12 protein-coding genes are annotated in these 18,054 nt (G+C 70.3%); 7 read left to right on the forward strand and 5 right to left on the reverse strand.

Going from position 1 to position 18,054, the window contains the following annotated elements; genetic code table 11:
- Positions 1-220: 220 nt before the first annotated feature.
- The 7 genes from F0U63_RS25250 to F0U63_RS25280 all read left to right on the forward strand — a co-directional run bounded on the left by F0U63_RS25250 (position 221) and on the right by F0U63_RS25280 (position 8,981).
- Positions 221-1,429 (forward strand): VWA domain-containing protein, encoded by a 1,209-nt coding sequence (locus tag F0U63_RS25250; RefSeq protein WP_395833200.1) that lies wholly within the window; start codon positions 221-223, stop codon positions 1,427-1,429.
- Between the two features lie 9 nt (positions 1,430-1,438).
- Positions 1,439-2,146, forward strand: coding sequence for a response regulator transcription factor (locus F0U63_RS25255; protein ID WP_002631807.1), 708 nt, complete (start codon positions 1,439-1,441; stop codon positions 2,144-2,146).
- Entirely contained in the window at positions 2,143-3,921 is a 1,779-nt protein-coding gene (locus F0U63_RS25260; RefSeq protein WP_395833203.1) for a sensor histidine kinase, read from the forward strand. Before F0U63_RS25255 ends, F0U63_RS25260 begins: the two co-directional genes overlap by 4 nt.
- Before the next feature lie 39 nt (positions 3,922-3,960).
- A complete protein-coding gene (locus F0U63_RS25265; protein ID WP_395833205.1) occupies positions 3,961-5,703 on the forward strand; it encodes an RICIN domain-containing protein in 1,743 nt (580 codons plus the stop codon).
- Positions 5,704-5,914: 211 nt separating this feature from the next.
- Positions 5,915-6,403, forward strand: coding sequence for a nuclear transport factor 2 family protein (locus tag F0U63_RS25270; protein ID WP_395833207.1), 489 nt, complete (start codon positions 5,915-5,917; stop codon positions 6,401-6,403).
- The gene (locus F0U63_RS25275; protein ID WP_395833209.1) at positions 6,400-7,950 is read left to right on the forward strand and encodes an AMP-binding protein; all 1,551 of its coding nucleotides are present in this window, start codon (positions 6,400-6,402) and stop codon (positions 7,948-7,950) included. Before F0U63_RS25270 ends, F0U63_RS25275 begins: the two co-directional genes overlap by 4 nt.
- On the forward strand, positions 7,947-8,981 hold the full coding sequence (locus F0U63_RS25280) for a ketoacyl-ACP synthase III family protein (RefSeq protein WP_395833211.1): 1,035 nt from the start codon (positions 7,947-7,949) through the stop codon (positions 8,979-8,981). The genes F0U63_RS25275 and F0U63_RS25280 overlap by 4 nt, the downstream gene beginning before the upstream one ends.
- 1 nt (position 8,982) lies before the next feature.
- On the opposite strand, the gene F0U63_RS25285 is transcribed toward F0U63_RS25280, so the two are convergent.
- The 5 genes from F0U63_RS25285 to F0U63_RS25305 are packed head-to-tail and all read right to left on the reverse strand — an operon-like array spanning position 8,983 to position 18,049.
- Positions 8,983-9,648 (reverse strand): hypothetical protein, encoded by a 666-nt coding sequence (locus tag F0U63_RS25285; RefSeq protein ID WP_395833213.1) that lies wholly within the window; start codon positions 9,646-9,648, stop codon positions 8,983-8,985.
- Positions 9,629-11,620 (reverse strand): SpoIID/LytB domain-containing protein, encoded by a 1,992-nt coding sequence (locus F0U63_RS25290; RefSeq protein WP_395833215.1) that lies wholly within the window; start codon positions 11,618-11,620, stop codon positions 9,629-9,631. The genes F0U63_RS25285 and F0U63_RS25290 overlap by 20 nt, the downstream gene beginning before the upstream one ends.
- Positions 11,621-11,625: 5 nt before the next feature.
- Entirely contained in the window at positions 11,626-12,333 is a 708-nt protein-coding gene (locus tag F0U63_RS25295; RefSeq protein ID WP_395833217.1) for a DUF2135 domain-containing protein, read from the reverse strand.
- On the reverse strand, positions 12,330-17,036 hold the full coding sequence (locus F0U63_RS25300; RefSeq protein WP_395833219.1) for an alpha-2-macroglobulin family protein: 4,707 nt from the start codon (positions 17,034-17,036) through the stop codon (positions 12,330-12,332). Before F0U63_RS25300 ends, F0U63_RS25295 begins: the two co-directional genes overlap by 4 nt.
- Positions 17,018-18,049: a DUF1175 domain-containing protein gene (locus F0U63_RS25305; RefSeq protein ID WP_395833221.1), complete on the reverse strand. Its 1,032-nt coding sequence runs from the start codon at positions 18,047-18,049 to the stop codon at positions 17,018-17,020. Before F0U63_RS25305 ends, F0U63_RS25300 begins: the two co-directional genes overlap by 19 nt.
- Positions 18,050-18,054 lie beyond the last annotated feature (5 nt).

Consider the following 18,054-nt stretch of genomic DNA (forward strand, 5'->3'; position numbering starts at 1 on the left):
CAACGCATTGCATCAATGTTCGAGAGAGCACGCTCTCTGTCTCGATGAGGCTTCATCCGCTGGCCAACCCGAGGCGTGAATCGTCAGCCGCACCAGTCCGTCCCCGGACTCCGGGCGTCGCCGTCACCTCCGGTTACAAGCCGGTTACACCCCGCGCGGTCCTTCATTCGTACTGTTCTCCGCGTGCTCAATCGGGCACCGACGTACGAAAGGACGCACGATGAACTCGGCACTCAAGCTTCCCGTCATCCTTGGCTCCGCCGCGGTGCTCGCGGTCTCCGCCCTCCTGCTGGACCAGCCCTTTCTCCTTCCGGTCACACCCGAGGCACCGCCCATGGGGCCGGCCCCCGTGCGCGTGGCCCCCATCGCCAAGGCGGACGCGAATCAGCCCGTCATCCAGATTGCCCTCCTGCTGGACACCAGCGGCAGCATGGACGGCCTGCTGGACCAGGCCCGCTCGCAGCTGTGGAACATCGTCAACCGCTTCTCCCATGCGAAGCGCGACGGCGTGGCACCGCAGCTCCAGATTGCCCTGTACGCGTACGGCAACACCGAGCTGGGCGCCAACGCCAGTCAGATCCGCCAGGTGCTGCCCTTCACCACGGACCTGGATCTGCTCTCCGAGCACCTCTTCTCCCTGAGAACGTCCGGCAGCGCGGAGCACTGCGGAGAGGTCATCCGCGACGCCTCCGCGCAGCTCTCCTGGAGCAAGGACCCGGACGCCATGCGGCTCGTCTTCATCGCCGGCAACGAGCCCTTCACCCAGGGCCCCGTCGACTTCGATGCCGCGGTGAGGAACGCCCGCGAGCGCGGCATCACCGTCAACACCATCCACTGTGGCGACTACGAGCAGGGCGTCGCCGGGAGATGGAAGGACGCGGCGGTGCTCGCCGAAGGCAGCTACATGAACATCGACCAGAACCAGCGCGTGGTGGAGCTCGCCGCGCCGCAGGACGCGGAGATCGCCCAACTAGGCGTCGAGCTGAACAAGACGTACGTCGCCTACGGCACCGCCGGCAGGAAGAGCCAGTTGCGCCAGGAGGCGCAGGACAACAACTCGCTCGGTGTCTCCATCGCCAGCATGGTGTCGCGCTCGGTGGCCAAGTCGTCCCGCAACTACTCGAACGAGAGCTGGGACCTGGTGGACGCGGTGAAGAAGAACCAGGTGGACGTGGCGTCCGTCCCGGCCGAGGACCTGCCGGAGCCCATGCGCGGGCTGGACGCCGCCGGCCGCAAGGCGTGGCTGGAGGCGCGCGAGCAGGAGCGGACGCGGCTCCAGCAGCGCATCCAGACACTCAACGCCGAGCGCCAGCGGTTCCTCGCCCAGGCGCGCGAGCAGCAGGCCGCGCCGGGAGCGGACACGCTGGAAGGGGCCATCGGCCAGGTCGTGGAGCGCGAAGCCAAGAAGCGTCACCTCACGCTGGAGTAGGATGCCGTCATGGCCGCGCGCCGAGTGCTTGTCGTGGAGGATGATCCCGCCATCCGGCGTGGAATCGTGGATGCCCTGCGCTTCGAGGGCTATGAGGTGCTCGAGGCCGGGGCCCGCGTGGAGGGACAGCGGCTGGCCGAGCGCACCCCGTGCGATCTGGTGTTGCTGGACCTGGTCCTTCCCGATGGGGACGGGCTGGAGCTGCTCCGGGCGGTGCGCAAGAGCCGCCCCACCCTCCCCGTCATCATCCTCACCGCCCGGGGTCAGGAAGAGGACCGGGTCAACGGCCTGAAGCTCGGCGCCGACGACTACGTGGTGAAGCCCTTCTCGGTGCGGGAGCTGCTGGCCCGGGCGGGCGCGGTGCTCCGGCGCTCGGCCGAGCGGCCCACGGGGACGGGCCGCATCGACTTCCCGGGAGGACACTTCGAGGTGGAGCGGCGCGAGCTGAGCTTCGACGATGGCTCACGGGTGGACCTGTCCGAGCGTGAGGCGGACGCGCTGCGCTACCTGGGTGACAACGCCGGGCGCGCCATCTCCCGCGAGGAGCTGCTGGAGCGGGTGTGGCACCTGCCCGCCCGGGGCGTGCAGACGCGCACGGTGGACATGACCATGGCGCGCTTGAGGGAAAAGCTCCGGGACGACTCCGAGGAGCCCCGCGTCATCCTCACCGTCCGTGGCAAGGGCTACATGTTCGCCACGCGAGGCGCCGCCTCGTGATTCGCTCCTGGCGCATCTGGATCGCCGTGAGCGCGTGCCTGTGCCTGGCGCTGGCGGGCGTGGTGGCGCTGTCTGCCTTCGCCCTCCGGTTGGATCGCGCGGATCGTCAGGCCCGGGAGAGCGCGGCGCGCGAGGAGAACGCGCGGCTGGCGCTGTGGCGGCTGGACTCGGATCTGCTGCCGCTGGTGGCCCGCGAGAGCGCGGTGGCCCCGGAGGCGTACCGTCCCGTGTCCGCGGCGCGCGGGGTGCTCGACCCGAAGCTGCGTCCCATGCCGCGAGGCGAGGCGCTGCTGGCCTCACCGCTGCTGTCCCCTCTCCCGGAGCATGTGTTGCTCCACTTCCAGGTGGCCTCGGATGGGACGGTGTCCTCGCCCCAGGTGGTGGGACCCGGGCTGCGCGAGTCGGTGGGCGCCACGCTGCCCGCGTCCGAGCTGGCCACGCTGGAGGATCGACTGGGGAAGCTGCGCGGCCTCCTGGGCGGTACGGACCTCCGGCGGGCCCTGAGCAACCCGCCCCCGCAGGTCCGGCGTCCCGAGCCCAAGGTGCGCTACGAGAGCACGCTCGCCGAGGTCTCCCAGGTGGCGAAGAACGTGAGCGAGTTCAGCGCCCGCTCCCGGAGCGCGAGTCAGGCCCTCCGGGGGATGAGCGGGTCCAACTCGAACGCCTACGAGGACAACCTCCAACGCGCCCCCGTGCGGAGCCAGCCGGGGGACGGCGACGCGATGCGGGCCCTCTGGGTGGGGGACACGTTGCTCCTGGCGCGGCGCGTCCGGCTGGACGGGCGGGAGTACATCCAGGGCTGCTGGCTGGACTGGCCCTCGCTGCGCACGTGGCTGGTGGGACAGCTGGGAGATCTGCTGCCCTCCGCGACGCTGGAGCCCGTCACGGGCAGGCCGACGCACGGAGATGGCCGGATGCTGGCGGCGCTGCCGGTGCGGCTGGTGCCGGGACAGCTGCCGGGCGGGTACGACACGGCGTCCATCTCCTCGCTGCCGGTGGTGCTGACGGTGGCGTGGAGCGGCGTGCTGCTGGCGGGCGCGGCGGTGGTGGCGCTCCTGGTGGGCGTGGTGGCGCTGAGCGAGCGGCGGGGCGCGTTCGTCTCCGCGGTGACGCACGAGCTGCGCACGCCACTGACGACGTTCCGGATGTACACGGAGATGCTGGCGGCGGGCATGGTCCCGGACGAGGCCCGCCGCCAGGAGTACTTCGACATCCTCCACCGCGAGGCGGAGCGGCTGAGCCACCTGGTGGAGAACGTGCTGGCCTACGCCCGCATCGAGCGCGGGCGGGCGCCGGCCCGGCTGGAGCCGGTGGACGTGCGCTCCATGGTGGGACGGATGGAGGAGCGGCTGGCGCAGCGGGCGGCTCAGGCGGACATGGAGCTGTGCGTGGACGTGCCGGCGGGCGTCACGGTGCTGACGGACCCTTCCGCCGTGGAGCAGGTGCTCTTCAACCTGGTGGACAACGCGTCCAAGTACGCGGCCCCGGCGGTGGATCGGCGCATCCACGTGGAGGTGGAGCGGCGCCGGGGCCGGGTGGGCCTGGTGGTGAGGGACCACGGGCCCGGCGTGGACGCGGTGACGGCGCGGCGCCTCTTCGAGCCCTTCTCCAAGTCCGTGCAGACGGCGGCGAAGACGGCGCCGGGCGTGGGGCTGGGACTCGCCCTCTGCCGGAGGTTGGCGCGGAGCATGAAAGCGGACCTGCGTCACGAGCGCGTGGCGGAGGGTGGAGCGCGGTTCGTGCTGTGGCTCCCTCACTTCACGGTGAAGACGTAGCTCTGCCCGTAGCGCGAGCCGTCCATCTGGCAATACCGTATGACCATGAAAATCAAGAACATCGGCGCCGCGATCGGCGCCGCTCTGCTTACGTTCGTCCTGGTCACCGAGCCCCAACTGTTCGGCGTACCCACCGCCGACGCGCGCGGCACGTACTTCCATACCGAGATCCATCCTCCTCACTGGCTGCCGTGGACCACCGATGGCGCGTCCGCGATCGAGAGCGGCCCCGCCTTCCTGACGCACGGCCTGCGTTGCAGCGGCCGCTACTGCGACAACGTGAGCCTGCTCAACGTGGAGTCTGGCTATACGCAGACGACCAGCTGGTGGACGGACTCCTTCTCCGAGGAGGGCGCGCACGAGCAGGTGTGCGGCAACAACGGCTTCGTGACGGGCCTGGGCTGCTCCGGCGACTACTGCGACAGCATCGCCCTCCGGTGCTCACAGCTCGACAACGGCGGCGTGCGCTCGAACTGCTACTGGACGGAGTCCATCTCCGAAGAGAGCGGCGGGACGTTCGTGGCCCCGGAGTCCATGTACCTCGCGGGCGCCCGATGCTGGGATCGCTACTGTGACAACAAGCAGCTCTACCTCTGCCAGGCGGACAACGGCGGGCCGTCTTTCGACCTGAGCGCGATGGCGGCCCGGTACGCGCCTCGCCTTCGCTTCGATCAGGAGACCACCACGGGCTCCGGCGAGCAGAGCAAGTGCTTTCCGAGCGACGCGGCCACGTACTTCGAGCAACGCGCGCAAGGCGCCTCCCCCGTGTCGCTCTGCAACAAGGACTATTCGACGATTCGGAACAACCGGATCCCCGCCTACTACATCGCCACCCAGGTGGGGACGAACACGGTGCTCATCCGCTATTGGTACTTCTATGCGTGGCAGAGCACGTGCTTCGTCAGCTCGGGCTCGCACGCCGCGGATTGGGAATCGGTGGCGGTCCTGGTCGTCGATGGGCGGCTGAGCCGGGTCGCGTTCTACCAGCACGGCGGGTGGTACAGCCGCGAAGCCGGTTCGTTCGAGACCGTGGAGGGCACGCATCCCATCGGCTACGTCGGAAAGAACGCCCACGGCACCTACCACGACTCCGGGGGCTCGGGCGGTTGCCTCTACTTCGAGGATTTTCGCAATCCCGGCGGCAACGACTACCACATGGATACCTGGAACAACCTCGTGCCCCTCACCCGGGGCGGCAACTCGCCCGCGTGGATGAACTGCACGGGCTCGGGTTGCTTCGATGGTATCGGCCATCCGATCGAACAAACGGGAGACCTGCGGTCGATGCGCGGCTGCGGGAAGGACGGCTGCGGCCGGTCTTCCCTCGGTGAGAACATGCCCTTCCAGAACGACCCGGCGGGCACGGACCATACCGCCATCTACCTCCAGCACAGTGGCAAGGTGATCGATGTCCCCGGGGCGAGCACCAGCGATGGGGAGAAGCTCACCCAGTTCTCCAACCGGGGCGTGGACAACCAGCGATGGCTGCTCGAGTCGACGGGAGACGGGTACTTCACGTTGCGCGCACGCCACAGCGGCAAGTGCATGGACGTGGCCGGAGCATCCATGACGGCCGGCACGAACGTCGTCCAGCACATCTGCAACGGCGGCGACAACCAGCGCTTCCGCCTGCTCCCGTACGGCAACGAGTACTTCGCGATCCAGGCGAAGCACAGCAACCAATGCCTGGACATCGCAGGCGGCTCCATGGACGACGGCGGATTGCTGATCCAGTGGCCGTGCGGCTGGACGACGAACGAGAGCTTCCGCTTCGCGCCGTGACACGGCCCAGCGGATGACACTCCGCCAGGTTGCATGGCGCCGCGGGCTCCCACGGCGCCGCTCCTCCGCTGGCTCCAGGAGGGTGAGGGCTCGCTCCCTCTTTCGGGTGAGTATTTTCATGGGCTTCCGAGTGTTCTCTTCCGAGGTGTGACTCCCTACCCTCGACAGGGATATCGGCTGCCTTCTCCGGAAGAGAAAACGAGACAAGACCATGCCCAAAGGCATCAGCAAGACCTCGCCATCCGCCGATCCCGGTCGAGGTCAGCACGTGGTGATGTCCGCTCGCGAGTCCATCTCCGACCTGGTGGCGAGGTACGCGTGGGCCTACGACACCCGCGACTGGGACGCACTCGTCGAGTGCTTCACCCCGGACGCGACGCTGTCCCTGCGAGTCGCCGGCGGCGACCTGGCCGGACCGTTCCGGGGACACACGGAGATCATGCGCCTGATGCGGGACTCCGCCGCGGCGCAGGACGACCGCAGGCGGCACGTATGCACGAACCTGGTCGTTGATCTCTCCGGTCCCGGCACGGCCACCGCGCGGTCTTACGTGACACTGATCTCGGTGCGGGGCGTGCAGCTCGAGGTGCTGGCCACCGGCACGTACACCGACGAGGTGGTCCAGGCCGGGGAGTCCTGGCGGTTGCGCGCCCGGCACATCGAACTCGACCTCCCCGCTGAGGGCCGGCTCCCTCGATGAACCTCGGACTGCTCCCCGCCAAGTGGGCGGCCCTCACTCCCCGGCGGACCGCCCTGGTCGACATCACCCACCAGCGGCGCATCGACTGGGCCACCTTGGACTCCAGGGTGCGCAGGCTGGCCAACGGCCTGCGGGCACTGGGCCTGCGCTCCGGTGATCGGGTGGCCGTGCTCAGCCGCAACAGCATCGAGTACCAGGAGCTCTACTTCGCGGTGGGCCGCGCGGGCCTGGTGCTGCAACCGCTCAACTGGCGGCTGTCCACCGAGGCGCTGCGCACGCTCGTCGCCGAAGCCGAACCCGCCGTCCTGGTCGCCTCGGCCGAGTTCCGGCACGTGGCCGGGGAGCTGGGCCGGGCGGTCGACCTGGTGCGCCTGCTCTACTGTGGACTCAATGGGGATGGCGGCTACGAGGAACTCATCGCCTCGGCGCCGGATACCGAACCGCCCTGGAGCGAACAGGTCCAAGAGGACGACCCCTGTTTCATCCTCTACACCGGCGGCACGACCGGAATGGCCAAGGGCGTGGTGCACACGCATCGCAGTGTGACCGCCGGGATGCTCAACCAGACGGTGGCGGAGCGGATCGTCCCCTCGGACGTCTACATGCTCACCGGGCAGATGTTCCACATCCCCGTGGTGCTTTCGATGAACTACCTGGCCCACGGCTGCCCCGTGGTGCTGATGAACTTCGATGCCCGGCAGGCGCTGGAAGTCATCGAGCAGGAGCGGGTCTCGGCGTTTCTCGGCATCACCACGATGCTCAACTGGATGCTGGCGGTGCCGGGGTTCGGCAACTACGACCTGTCGAGTCTGCGCAACATCCAGTACGGCGGCGGCCCGATGCCCAGCGCCATCGTGCGCGCGGTGGCGGAGTCCTTCCCGTGCGGGTTGATCCAGGGCTACGGGCAGACTGAAGGGGTAACCATGTCCTTCCTGTCCCAGGAGGACCACCGCGACGCCCTGCGGGGTGTCCACCCGCACCGGCTGCGCTCCTGTGGCCGCGAGGGTTTCGGCACCCGCATCCGGGTCGTCGACGCGGACGGCCACGACGTGCCGCGCGACCGCAAGACTCCCGGCGAGATCGTGGTCCGCGGCGCGGCCAACATGCTCGGCTACTTCCGGCGGCCGGACCTGACCGCGGCCACCTTCCGCGACGGGTGGATGCGGACCGGCGATGTGGCCACCTGGGACGACGAGCGCTACCTGTACATCGTCGACCGGCTCAAGGACATGATCATCTCGGGGGGGGAGAAGATCTACAGCGTCGAGGTGGAGGAGGCGATTGGCAGACACCCGGCGGTGCTGGAATGCGCCGTGATCGGGGTGCCCGACGAGCAGTGGGGAGAGTCGGTGAAGGCCTTCGTGGTGCTCAAGCCAGACCAGACGGCGACAGCGGAGGACATCATCGACGTCGCCCGCAGGCACCTGGCCTCCTATCAGAAACCACGTTCGGTGGAGTTCGTCGCCCGGTTGCCCAAGGCGCCCACCGGCAAATTGCTCAAGCGGGAGCTGCGCGCACCGTACTGGGCGGACAGGGACATCTCATGAAGACACCAGGCGTATTCATCAGCGCGACCGGGGCCTATCTCCCCGAGCGGGTGCCCGTCGAGCGGGCCGTGGCCCAGGGACTCGTGGGCGAGGCCGAGGCCAGGCGGTACGGCATCCAGAGCGTCACGGTGGCGGGCGACCTCCCCGCGCCGGAGATGGCGCTCCGGGCGAGCCGGCAGGCGATGCAGCGCGCCGGCCAGGACCCGGCGGCGTTGAGCCTCCTCCTGTACGTCAGCACCTGGTACCAGGGACCCCACGGCTGGTGTCCCCAGTACTACGTCCAGCGGCACACCGGCTCCGGACAGGCGACCGCGGCGGAAATCAAGCAGGCCTGCATGGGCATGTTCTGCGCCTGCGAACTGGCCGCGGCCCACCTGATGGCGTCACCCGAGCACACCGCTTCGCTGATCACCTCGGCGGACAACTACAACACCCCGAAGATCGACCGCTGGCGGTCCACCCCGCACGCCCCGCTCGGTGACGGTGCGTGCGCGCTGCTGCTCACCCGGAAGAGCGGTTTCGCACGCCTGGAGGCGATCAACTCGGTGACACTGCCCCAGTTCGAGGACAGGCACCGGGGCGCGATCCCCCTGTTCCCGCCGGAGGCAACCCTGGACACCGGTCTCGACCTCGGGAAGGCCAAGGAGCAGTGGCTGTCGACCACGCGCGTGGACCCGCGGGAAATGGCGACGCTGGTCTCCAGAACCATGCTGGAGGTCGTCGACAAGACCCTCCGGGAGGCGAGCCTGGACATGTCGGAGATCACCCGGATCGCCTTCGTCAACTGGTCCGAGGAGCGGGTGCGGGAACGCGCCGCGGTCCCACTGGGACTGCCCATATCCAGGTTGACCTGGGAGTACGGCCGCACCATCGGACACGTCGGTGCCAGCGACCAGGTGCTCTCGCTGGATCACCTCCTCGTCTCGGGCGAGCTGAACGAGGGGGACAACCTCCTGCTGCTCGGTACCGGGACGGGGGCGAACATCGCGTGCATGGCCGTGCGGATCCTGCACCGGCCACATTGGGCGTAGGTCAAGGAGAGGCCGCGCAGGCGTGCTCCTTGACTGTTCTGTCTCCCAGCCGCATCCGCCAGAACGCGCGGGCATCCGGCCTCGAGTCGAGCCGCTTCCACAGCGCTTCCACTCCACCGGCCTCGCGCGCGATCCGCCGGGCGAGCGCCGCCGCCCGCGCATAGGCCCGCTCCCGCGCCTCCGGACGCACCTCCAGCAGCTCCGCCGTTAGGGCCCGGCAGTCCTCCGGCCCGCTCGCGGTGGGTCCCGGCTCCACCAGCGCCGTGGCGAACCCCTCGACGAACCAGCGAGGCAGCGCCGGCCCCGCATGGGAGATCAACGCCAGATGCGCCACCTCGTGCCGCGTGAGCGCGCTCAGGTCCTCCATCCGATCCACCACCCGCGCGGGCGGAAAGAGCACCTCGTCCTCCACCACTCCGGCCGCGGCGGTGCGCGGCAGGCCGGTGCGCGCGCTGAACGCCTCCACCGACTCGGACAGCACCGCCCGCACCTCCAGCACCTCCGTCCCCACGAAGGGCGGCAGCGACTGGCGCGCCCGCTCCAGCGCCCGCGCCACCCGCGTGGCCACGCCCTCCTCACCCTCCTCGTGCCGCACCACCGTGGCGCCCACCTGCACCTCGGCCGCGAGCACCGCGCTCATCACCACGCTAAAGAGGGGGCTCGCCAAGCGTACGCTCCGGGAAGTAGTGCTTCAGGATCTTCTCGTACCCGTACCCGCGCCGCTCCAACTCCGTGGCGCCGTACTGGCACAGCCCCACCCCGTGGCCGAGTCCCCGCCCCTCGAAGCGCACCTTCCCGCCCACCTCGCGCGCGCTCACCGCGAGGCTCTTCAACGTCTGGTAGCCCAGCGCCCGGCCCACCCGGGCATGAAAGGCCTCGCCCGACAGGCGCACGCCGAACGTGCGCACCTCCAGCGCCCGGCCCCCGTTGTCCTCGCGCAGCACCTCGAAAGCCGGGCCCTCGGCGGCAATCCCCAGCGCCCGGGCGAGTTCCTGCCGCGACACCTCGAAGTGCCAGCGGTGGTGCGGTGAGCCGGCGCACAGCGGCCCGGACGTGCCCACCCGATCCGCCACCGCGCTGGAGGCCTCGGACGCGCCGAAGACACTCGCGGCCGTGCTCGTGGCGCCACCGCAGCTCGAATGGAAATAGGCCGGCGCCAGTGGCTCACGCGCCTGGCGTCCCCGGAGCACCCTGCCCCGCGTGGCCTCCACCGCCTTGTCCACCTCGGCGCGCTCGTCCTCCCGGCCCCGGTAGAGCTGGCAGTGGGTGAGATCGCACACGTCGTAGCCCGCCCGCTCGTGCCGGTTGCGCCCGGCGAGGGCATAGGTGCGCGAAACGACGGCCTGGGCCTTGAGCGCCTCCGGCTTCCCGGCCAGCTCGCTGCCCACCACGCCCCGGAGGTAGTCCTCCACGGACAGCTCGTTGAACAGGGCGATCTGTCCATCCAGCACGGTGGCCCGCAGCGCGCCCCGGTACCGCCGCGTGGTGTTACCGAGCCGCACCCCCACGCCCTCGCCCGGTGCGTAGAGCTCGCGGCAGCGCCGGTCCGGCCGGCCCAGGTCCAACAGGCCCTGATCTATCTCCGCCGTGGCTCCCGTCAGCTCCAGTGTCTTCCCATCGCAGCGCAGCCGCCCCCCTTCAGTCATGACCCGGACACGCACCGGGCCCAGCTTCTCCAGGACGCGGACGCGCAGGTGGCCCGGGGGGCGCTCCCAGGGCGTGGTCTCCGGCGCATCGCCCCCGAGCGCGAGGCTCAACAATTCCGTCCCCGGCTGCGCGGCCTGGTGGGCTCCGCGTCCTTCCCGGGCGAAGGCCACCACCGCGAAGCGCGGCGCGCGAAAGGGCGCGAACCCGATGAACCAGCCATGCGTGTGCCAGCCCTTGTCCCAGCGCGCGGTGCCCGTCTTCCCCGCGCCCTCCAGCGTCCCCAGCCGCGTGGCCGCCAGCGTGCCGCTCTCGGCCGCCTGCCGCATCGCCTCGCGCAGTACCTCCACCGCCGCCAGGTTCCCGAGGCGCGGCCCCTGCCGGCCGCCCAGGCTCCGCGCCTGTCCCCGGCCCGCGACCACCGCCGCCATCTGGAGGAGCTGGAGTGGCGTCACCTGCACCCGCTCGCTGTCCCCGGCCGCCACGCGGATCCGGTCCTCGCGCGAGAGCGCCTGGGGCAACACGCCCCCCTCTTCCCCGGGCAGTGCCCCCGTGGGCCTTCCGAGCCCGAAGTCCCGCAGGGCGCGCAGCAGCTCCTCGCCCTCCAGCACGTCTCCCAGGGCGTGGAAGTAGATGTTGCAGGACAGGGCGAGCGCCCGCGTCAGCTCGATGCGCCCATGGCCCGAGTGCAGCCAGCACGTCCGCTCCCGGCCTCCAATCTCCGCGCGGCCACTACAGCGCAGCGGCTCCTCGGGCAGCCGGTGGGTGTCGAGCGCCGCGTAGGCACTGGCCAGCTTGAGCACGCTGCCGGGCGGGAAGGCACGCGTGAGGACGGCGGGGTGATGGGCCAGCACCAGCTCGCCGGTGGCCAGGTCCATCACCGCCGCCGCGTCATCCTCGTCCGGCAGCAGGGCCTCGGCGCGCTCGGCCAGCCGGGTGCCTGGTCCGGGCGTGCCCCCGGCCACGGCGAGCACCAGCAACAGTCCCAGGGGCACGAGGGTTACTCCACGACCCGGGCGGCCTTCACCGTGAAGGTTCCCACCTCGAACTTGCCGCCCGTGCGGGTCAGCATGTGACGGAAGGTGTGCCGCTCCTCGCGGTCGGTGCCCTCGTGGAGGAGCACGTCCACCTTCACCTCGGTCTGGGCGTTGCCGTGGTCGGAGAAGTAGTCCACCAGGATCTTGTAGGTGCCCGTCTGTGAATTGGCCTGGGTGTAGATCTCCGGCCCGTAGCCCGTCGTCACGTCCACGTCGAGCGAGCCGCCGCTCGCGGTCTCCTTGTGCCCGTACCAGGACTCCTCGCCCGAGGGCTCCACCACGTGCAGGTCGAGGTCCGTCTCGTCGGTGTCCCAGGAGAGCACCACGCGCAGATCGATCTTCGGCACCTTGGCGAACACCGACACCTTGGCGCGGCCCACGCCCGCCCCATTGGCCGCCGACACTTCAATCACGTTCATCCCCGGCGACAGCACGAGCGAGAGATCGAACGCGCCGCCTCGCAGGGGCAACGGCCGCTCGGTGCCGTTGATGGAGAGCGTGCCGACGCGCAACGAGGTGTCGGAGATGGTGCCGGTGATGCGCGCCACCCGGTTCGAGGTCCATCCCCCGGCCGGCGTGGCGAGCGTCACCGTGGGCGCGTCGTTGGCCCAGGCGGGGGCCGCCCCCCAGAGCAACAACGCCAGCACCGGCAGCAAGGTCCGGACGTTCACGGCTCACCTCCCACCTGCAGCGTCTGCTCGTTCGAGGTCCCCCGCACCTGCGGGTGGTACATGAGCGAGGCACTGGCCGGCATCACGTGCAGGTTGCCCGCGAAGCCCGGCGTCATCATGTAGCCGAAGACGTTCTTGCCCGCCTTCAGGTCGCTCGCGAAGAAGACCACCTTCTCGTCACGCACCTCGCGGTGCAGGCCCTTGGGGTGCAGATCCCTGCCTCCGGGCGTGCGGCCCACGTCGGACTCCTCCACCTCGCAGCCGGAGCAGAGCGGATCCTCCAGCATCGCGTACTCCACGGCGTTCGGAGCGTTGACCTCCAGCTCGACGAAGAGCAGCTCATCCTGCTCCGCGCTCTTGCCGAGCGGCTCGAGGGTCTCCTGGATGCCCGCGCCGCCCTGCTCCCGCTCCACGCGGTGGTAGCGGCGGGTGATGGTCAGACCACTGCTGCTCGCCTTCAACCCCTCGCCGGCATCCAGGTACGACAGCCGCGCCTCGAGCATCAGCCCGGCACCCTCGCCCCGGCGCGCGACCTGGAGGGTGTGCGTCCCTGGCTTCACCGTCAGCGACTCACCCACCATCAGCTCGGGGCCATAGAGGTCCTCGCCGGAGTAGGTGCGCTCGCCGAGCGGCTGGCCATCCAGCACCGCGGCCACGGTGGCGCCCCGCGTCTGGCTGGCGAAGCGCGGGAGCACGTCGGCCAGCGCGGACACCACCACCGCCGTGTCACGGGTGCTCTGCCAGTGGCCCTCGCGCCGCTGCTGCAGGAGGAACTTCACCGCGCCGTCGATGAACGGGCTCGCGGGACGCACGCGGGCGAGCGCCCGGAGCGCCGAGGCCGTGGTCTCGATGGGGTCTCCATCCCAGGTGGCCATGGCCGGCTGGATGCGGCCCCGCCACCAGGGCTCCGTCCCGCCGCCGCCGAACACCACCAGCTCGCCGACGCGGTTGGCCGAGCGCTCGAGCTCCTCGGCCAGCGCGGCGGCGTCTTCCTTCTTGCCCGTCTCGGCCAGCGCGAGCACCACCAGCGACTTGGTGTAGGTGGACAGCTCGACCTGCTCGCGCACCTTCTGTGCGAGCGCGGTGAGCATCGAGTCCGACGACTTGCCCGCCAGCGCCAGGTTGTAGAGCAGACGTGCCCGGAGTCCGTCCTCCATGTCCCCCGTGCTGAGCGAGGACAGCTTCGCCAGGCCCCGCGTGAGCATCTGGTCCAGCTCCTCGTTGCCGTAGCCGAGCGAGCGCGCCATGGCCAGGCCCTGCACCACGTAGCCCGTCATGGCCGCGTCCGTCTCGTCCTCCTCCCACCAGCCCCAGCCCCCATCGCCGTGCTGGAGCTGGCGCAGCCGCGCCACCCCCGCCATCACCATCTTCGGCAGCTCCTCGTGGCGCTGCTTGCGCGGCAGCTTGAGCTGCTCATACGCCTTCACCGCCACGAGGTTGGGCACGAAGCGGCTCATCGTCTGCTCGGTGCAGCCGTACGGGTAGCCCACGAGGTAGTCCAGGGCACTCTCGATGGCCGGAGCGATGCCAGTGCTGGCGTAGAGCGCCAGCCGCGAGGCCTCGGGGTGGGCGGAGGCCGGAATCTCCAGGGCCAGGTCCACCGGCGCGGTGGAGTCGGCGGCCAGCGAGGCGACGACGGCCTCACCGAGCAGCGCGCCGTGGGCCAGCCGCGGCACCTCCAGCTCCACCGAGTCGGAGTGGTTGCCCAGCGTGCCGTTGGCGCGCAGCTTCACCTTGCCCTCCCCCCCCACCACCCGGACGGGGAACATCACCACCGCCTGATCATTGCCCTCCACCGCGACGGTCTTCTGCTTCTCGGTCAGCTCGACGCCCGTGGCCTCGAGCGTCACCGTGGCCGTGCCCTTCTGGCTGGTGGAGTTCTCCAGCAGAACGCCGAGCTGAAGCGTGTCGCGCTCGCGGAAGAAGCGCGGGGTGGCCAGGCGCACCTGGAAGTCCTGGTGCACACGCGCCTTGCCCACGCCGAAGCCCACCGAGGTGTCGGCGGTGATGACGCGCGCGGTGGCCCGCCACGTGGTGAGGTTGTCCGGGAAGACGACCTTGAGCTGGGCCTTGCCGTCCGGGCCGGTGGCCAGGTTGGGAGAGAAGAGCAGCGTGTCCTTGAAGTCCTTGCGCACCTTGCGCGAGAGCGTCTTCAGGTCACCGAAGCCCGCGCGGCTGCGCCGCACGAGCTGGCTCATCTGCTCGCGCACGCTGCGGCCGTAGCCATAGAAGCGGAAGGTGGTGGAGCTGGTGCCGCGCACGTTGTCGCGCACCGGGTGGAAGAAGAACTCCGGCAACGAGGGGGCGATCTCCGGGGAGACGGCGTAGATGGCCTCGTCCACGACGGACAGGGCGATGTCGGCGTTGGCCACCGGCTTGCCGTCCGGAGACTTCACCGACACCGTGAAGGTGCCCGTGTCGCCCGGCGCGTACTTCTCCTTGTCCGCCGACACTTCCACCTGGAGCACCCGGTCCGTGGGCGGCACCCGCAGCAGCAGCTCCTTGCGGAAGGTGCGTCCGGCGGAGATGGCCATGGCACCCACGTACATGTTGGGCGACATCTCCCGCGTCACCTTGAAGCGCAGCACCGCCGAGTAGCCCTTGAGCTCGAGCGCCTCGCTGGAGAGCACCTCCAGCCCCTGGTGCGTCAGCAGCACGCTGGCCGAGTCGAACGGGGCGCGCACCAGCACCACCGCCTCGTCGCCCACCTTGTAGCTGGGCTTGTCCGAGTACAACTCGAACCCGCCCTTCGCCATGGGGATGTCCCCGCCCTTCTGCGTGACGAAGAAGGGCACGGTGGTGGTGATGACCGAGCCGGCATCATCCTTCGTGGTGAGGTGGGCCACGTAGGCGCCGGGCTCGGTGGGCTTCAGCTTGTTCAGGCCTCCCGTGGCGGACGCCGTCACCTGGAGCTGCTGCGCGGGCAGAGCCGCCTGGGCCACCGAGGCACCCGTGCGCTTCTGGTACTTCACCTCCACCTGTACGGGGGCGGCCACCGGCTTCTCCGCGTAGTCGCGCGCCACCACCTGGAGCGACACCTCGTCACCCGGCTCGTAGACGAGCTTGTCCGCCCGGGCCGACAGGAAGAAGCGGCCCACCGTCACGTCCACCACCTTCTGGCCCCGGGCCGTCTTGCCCGAGTCTTCCACCACCTTGGCCTCGATGGAGTACGTGTAGTCCTGGCCGTCCCGGGCGGTGGGGAAGCTGAAGGCGTACGTCCCGTTCGCGTCCAGCTTGCCGGACAGCTCCTGGACGATCTCCCGCCCCGCCGAGGCGCGCTCGCCCTCGGAGACGAAGAAGTCCGCCTCCGCGTCCGCGAAGTCCGGGATGAAGAAGCGGCTGCGGTACACGGTGAGCTGCACGTCCCCCTTCTTCAGCACGCCGCCGTGGAAGAAGCGCGCCAGCACCCGGCCCGACACCTCGTCGCCCTGGACGTACGACGGCCGCCCGAGCTGCACGTTCACCTGGTACTCCGGCTTGCTGAACTCCTTCAGCTTGAACTCACCCTCGAAGGACTCCCCCTCCACCTCGGCGCGGATACGCCAGACACCCGCCGCCGGCTGCGTCTCCTTGCCCGGCAGCTCGAAACGCCCGGTGAAGCTGCCATTGGCGGCCACCTCCACCTCCAGCGAGTCCACCGCCGTACCGCCCGGCTCCACCAGGGACACGTCGGCCTTGCCCCCCTTCGGCGGAGCATAGGCGGTGCCCGCGCGCGAGCGGATGATGCCCTTGAAGTGCACCTCGTGCCCCGGGCGGTACACCGGCCGGTCCGTGAAGAGGTACACCACCCGGTCATTCGCCGCCCCCGAGTAGAAGGTGGCATCCGCCAGCGCCACGTCCTCGCCCTTGCGCGCGAGCGCCAGCGTCTGCGTGGCCGCCTTCACCTTGGCCGTGAAGAGGCCGTCACCGTCCGTGACGCCCTCGGCGTACGGCTTGCCCTGGTCGAACAGCGTCACCTTCACGCCCGAAAGCGCCGCGCCCGTCGTCTGATCCACCGCCAGCGCCACCGTCCGCTCCGGGCCCTGCTTCACCATCAGGCCGATGCGCGACACCACCGCCAGCGTGTAGCCCACGTCCTCGCCCGTCACGCCCTCCACCAGGTAGACGCCGCTCTCCTTCACGCCCAGCGCCAGCGTGCGCAGCATCCAGCTCCCGCCGTGGCCCGAGTAGCTCTCGCCGTCCTCGCCGCTCTCCTCCGCCGGCTCCGATCTGGAGGCCGAGCCGTCCAGGTCCTCCCGCCAGTAGCTGACGAGCGGATAGTCCTTGAGCAGCGGGATGCGGACCTGCTCGCGGGCCGGGACCGACTGGGCCTTGGCCAGGCCGGCATTGGCCGGCTCGAGCACCTCCAGCGCCGAGGCACGCGCCTTGGGAGACACCGCGTCGCGCACCTGCTCGCGCAACGAGGTGGCCGCCGCGCGGTAGCCGCCGGTGAGCACCGTGAAGAGGTGCTTGTCGCGCAGGGTGTTCTGCGTCACCGGACGGTGCAGGTCCGTCTGCCCGAGCATGAAGGCCTCGGGCTCGGGGATGCGGTAGACGCGCATGGAGAGCGCGCGCACGCCGCTGGCCTCGATGCTCACCGTGGGCTGGGTGCCCGGAGCGCTCACCGTCTGCGTGGACAGGTAGAAGCGCCCGCGAGCGGATGCGTCCGGCGCGGCGAGCACCCACATCACGGCGAGCAGCAACTTCAGTCGAGAATCTTCCATCGGTGGAACCCCACGAAATGCGGGTTGTCGTCGCGCGGGCGCCACTTCTCGTCCGGATGCGACAAAAGGTCTTCGAGCCTGAGCCGTTTGACGATTCCCCTGGAACCGCCGGGCCGGCTGTCGGGGCCGGTGTGGTAGACGACCTCGGGCCCGAGCCCGTCGAGGTCACCCAGGTACACCATCGAGTGATAGGACATCCCGCGGGCCTCGGGATCCTCGAAGAAGAGCAGGTCCCCCGGCAGGGCACTCCCGGAGGGGATGCGCACCACGTTGGCGGACAGGAGCCAGCGCGCGCTGGCGGACGTGCTGAAGGCCGACTCGAGCGGCCCCTGGGGGTCATGGGCGCCGGCCGCCACCCGGAAGAGCTTGTCTCCGAGCACGGGCACGGCGGGGTACTGGTACTTGCGCACGTCCGGCGCGGAGGCCGTGTGGAGCTCGCGGCCCTTGCGCCAACCCGCCCCGTGGGCCTTGAGGGCCTCTTTGTAGGCGAAGCGCAGCAGCCCGGCGCAGTCGCGGTGCACCTCGGGCCAGTGCGGGTCGGGCGTGGGGTACTGCGCGGCGGCCAGCGTCACGAACCAGCGGCGGAAGGCCTGGCGGTCGTCCTCCGAGTCCAGCTCGACCGCGTCCGGAAAGCCATCCTGGTCCGTGTCGGAGTCATCCGCCCGCAGGCGCAGCTCCACCGGCAGCTCCGTCACCAGCCCGAGCACATCCTCCACCCGCAGGGTGCCGCGCACCTCGCCCGGCGTGGTGCCCGCGACGACGGTGCACACGGGCCCATGCGCGCCCGCCCCACAGGAGACACGCGCGAGGGAGGGAGAGAGCGAGAGGCTCGCCTGGGTGGAGGGCAGCAGCGGCGCGGAGAGCCCCAGCAGCGAGCGCGGCTGGACGTGGAAGCTCATCGAGGCGCTCCCATCGGCGGGCAGCTCGGACGCGGAGCGCTCGACCCGCGCGGAGGTGCGCAGGCCCAGCGCTGGCGCGGCCAGCACGGCGGCGATGGCGAGAGCCCACTTCACGCGTC

The sequence above is a fragment of the Cystobacter fuscus genome (assembly GCF_044360685.1).
GTDB lineage: Bacteria > Myxococcota > Myxococcia > Myxococcales > Myxococcaceae > Cystobacter > Cystobacter fuscus_C.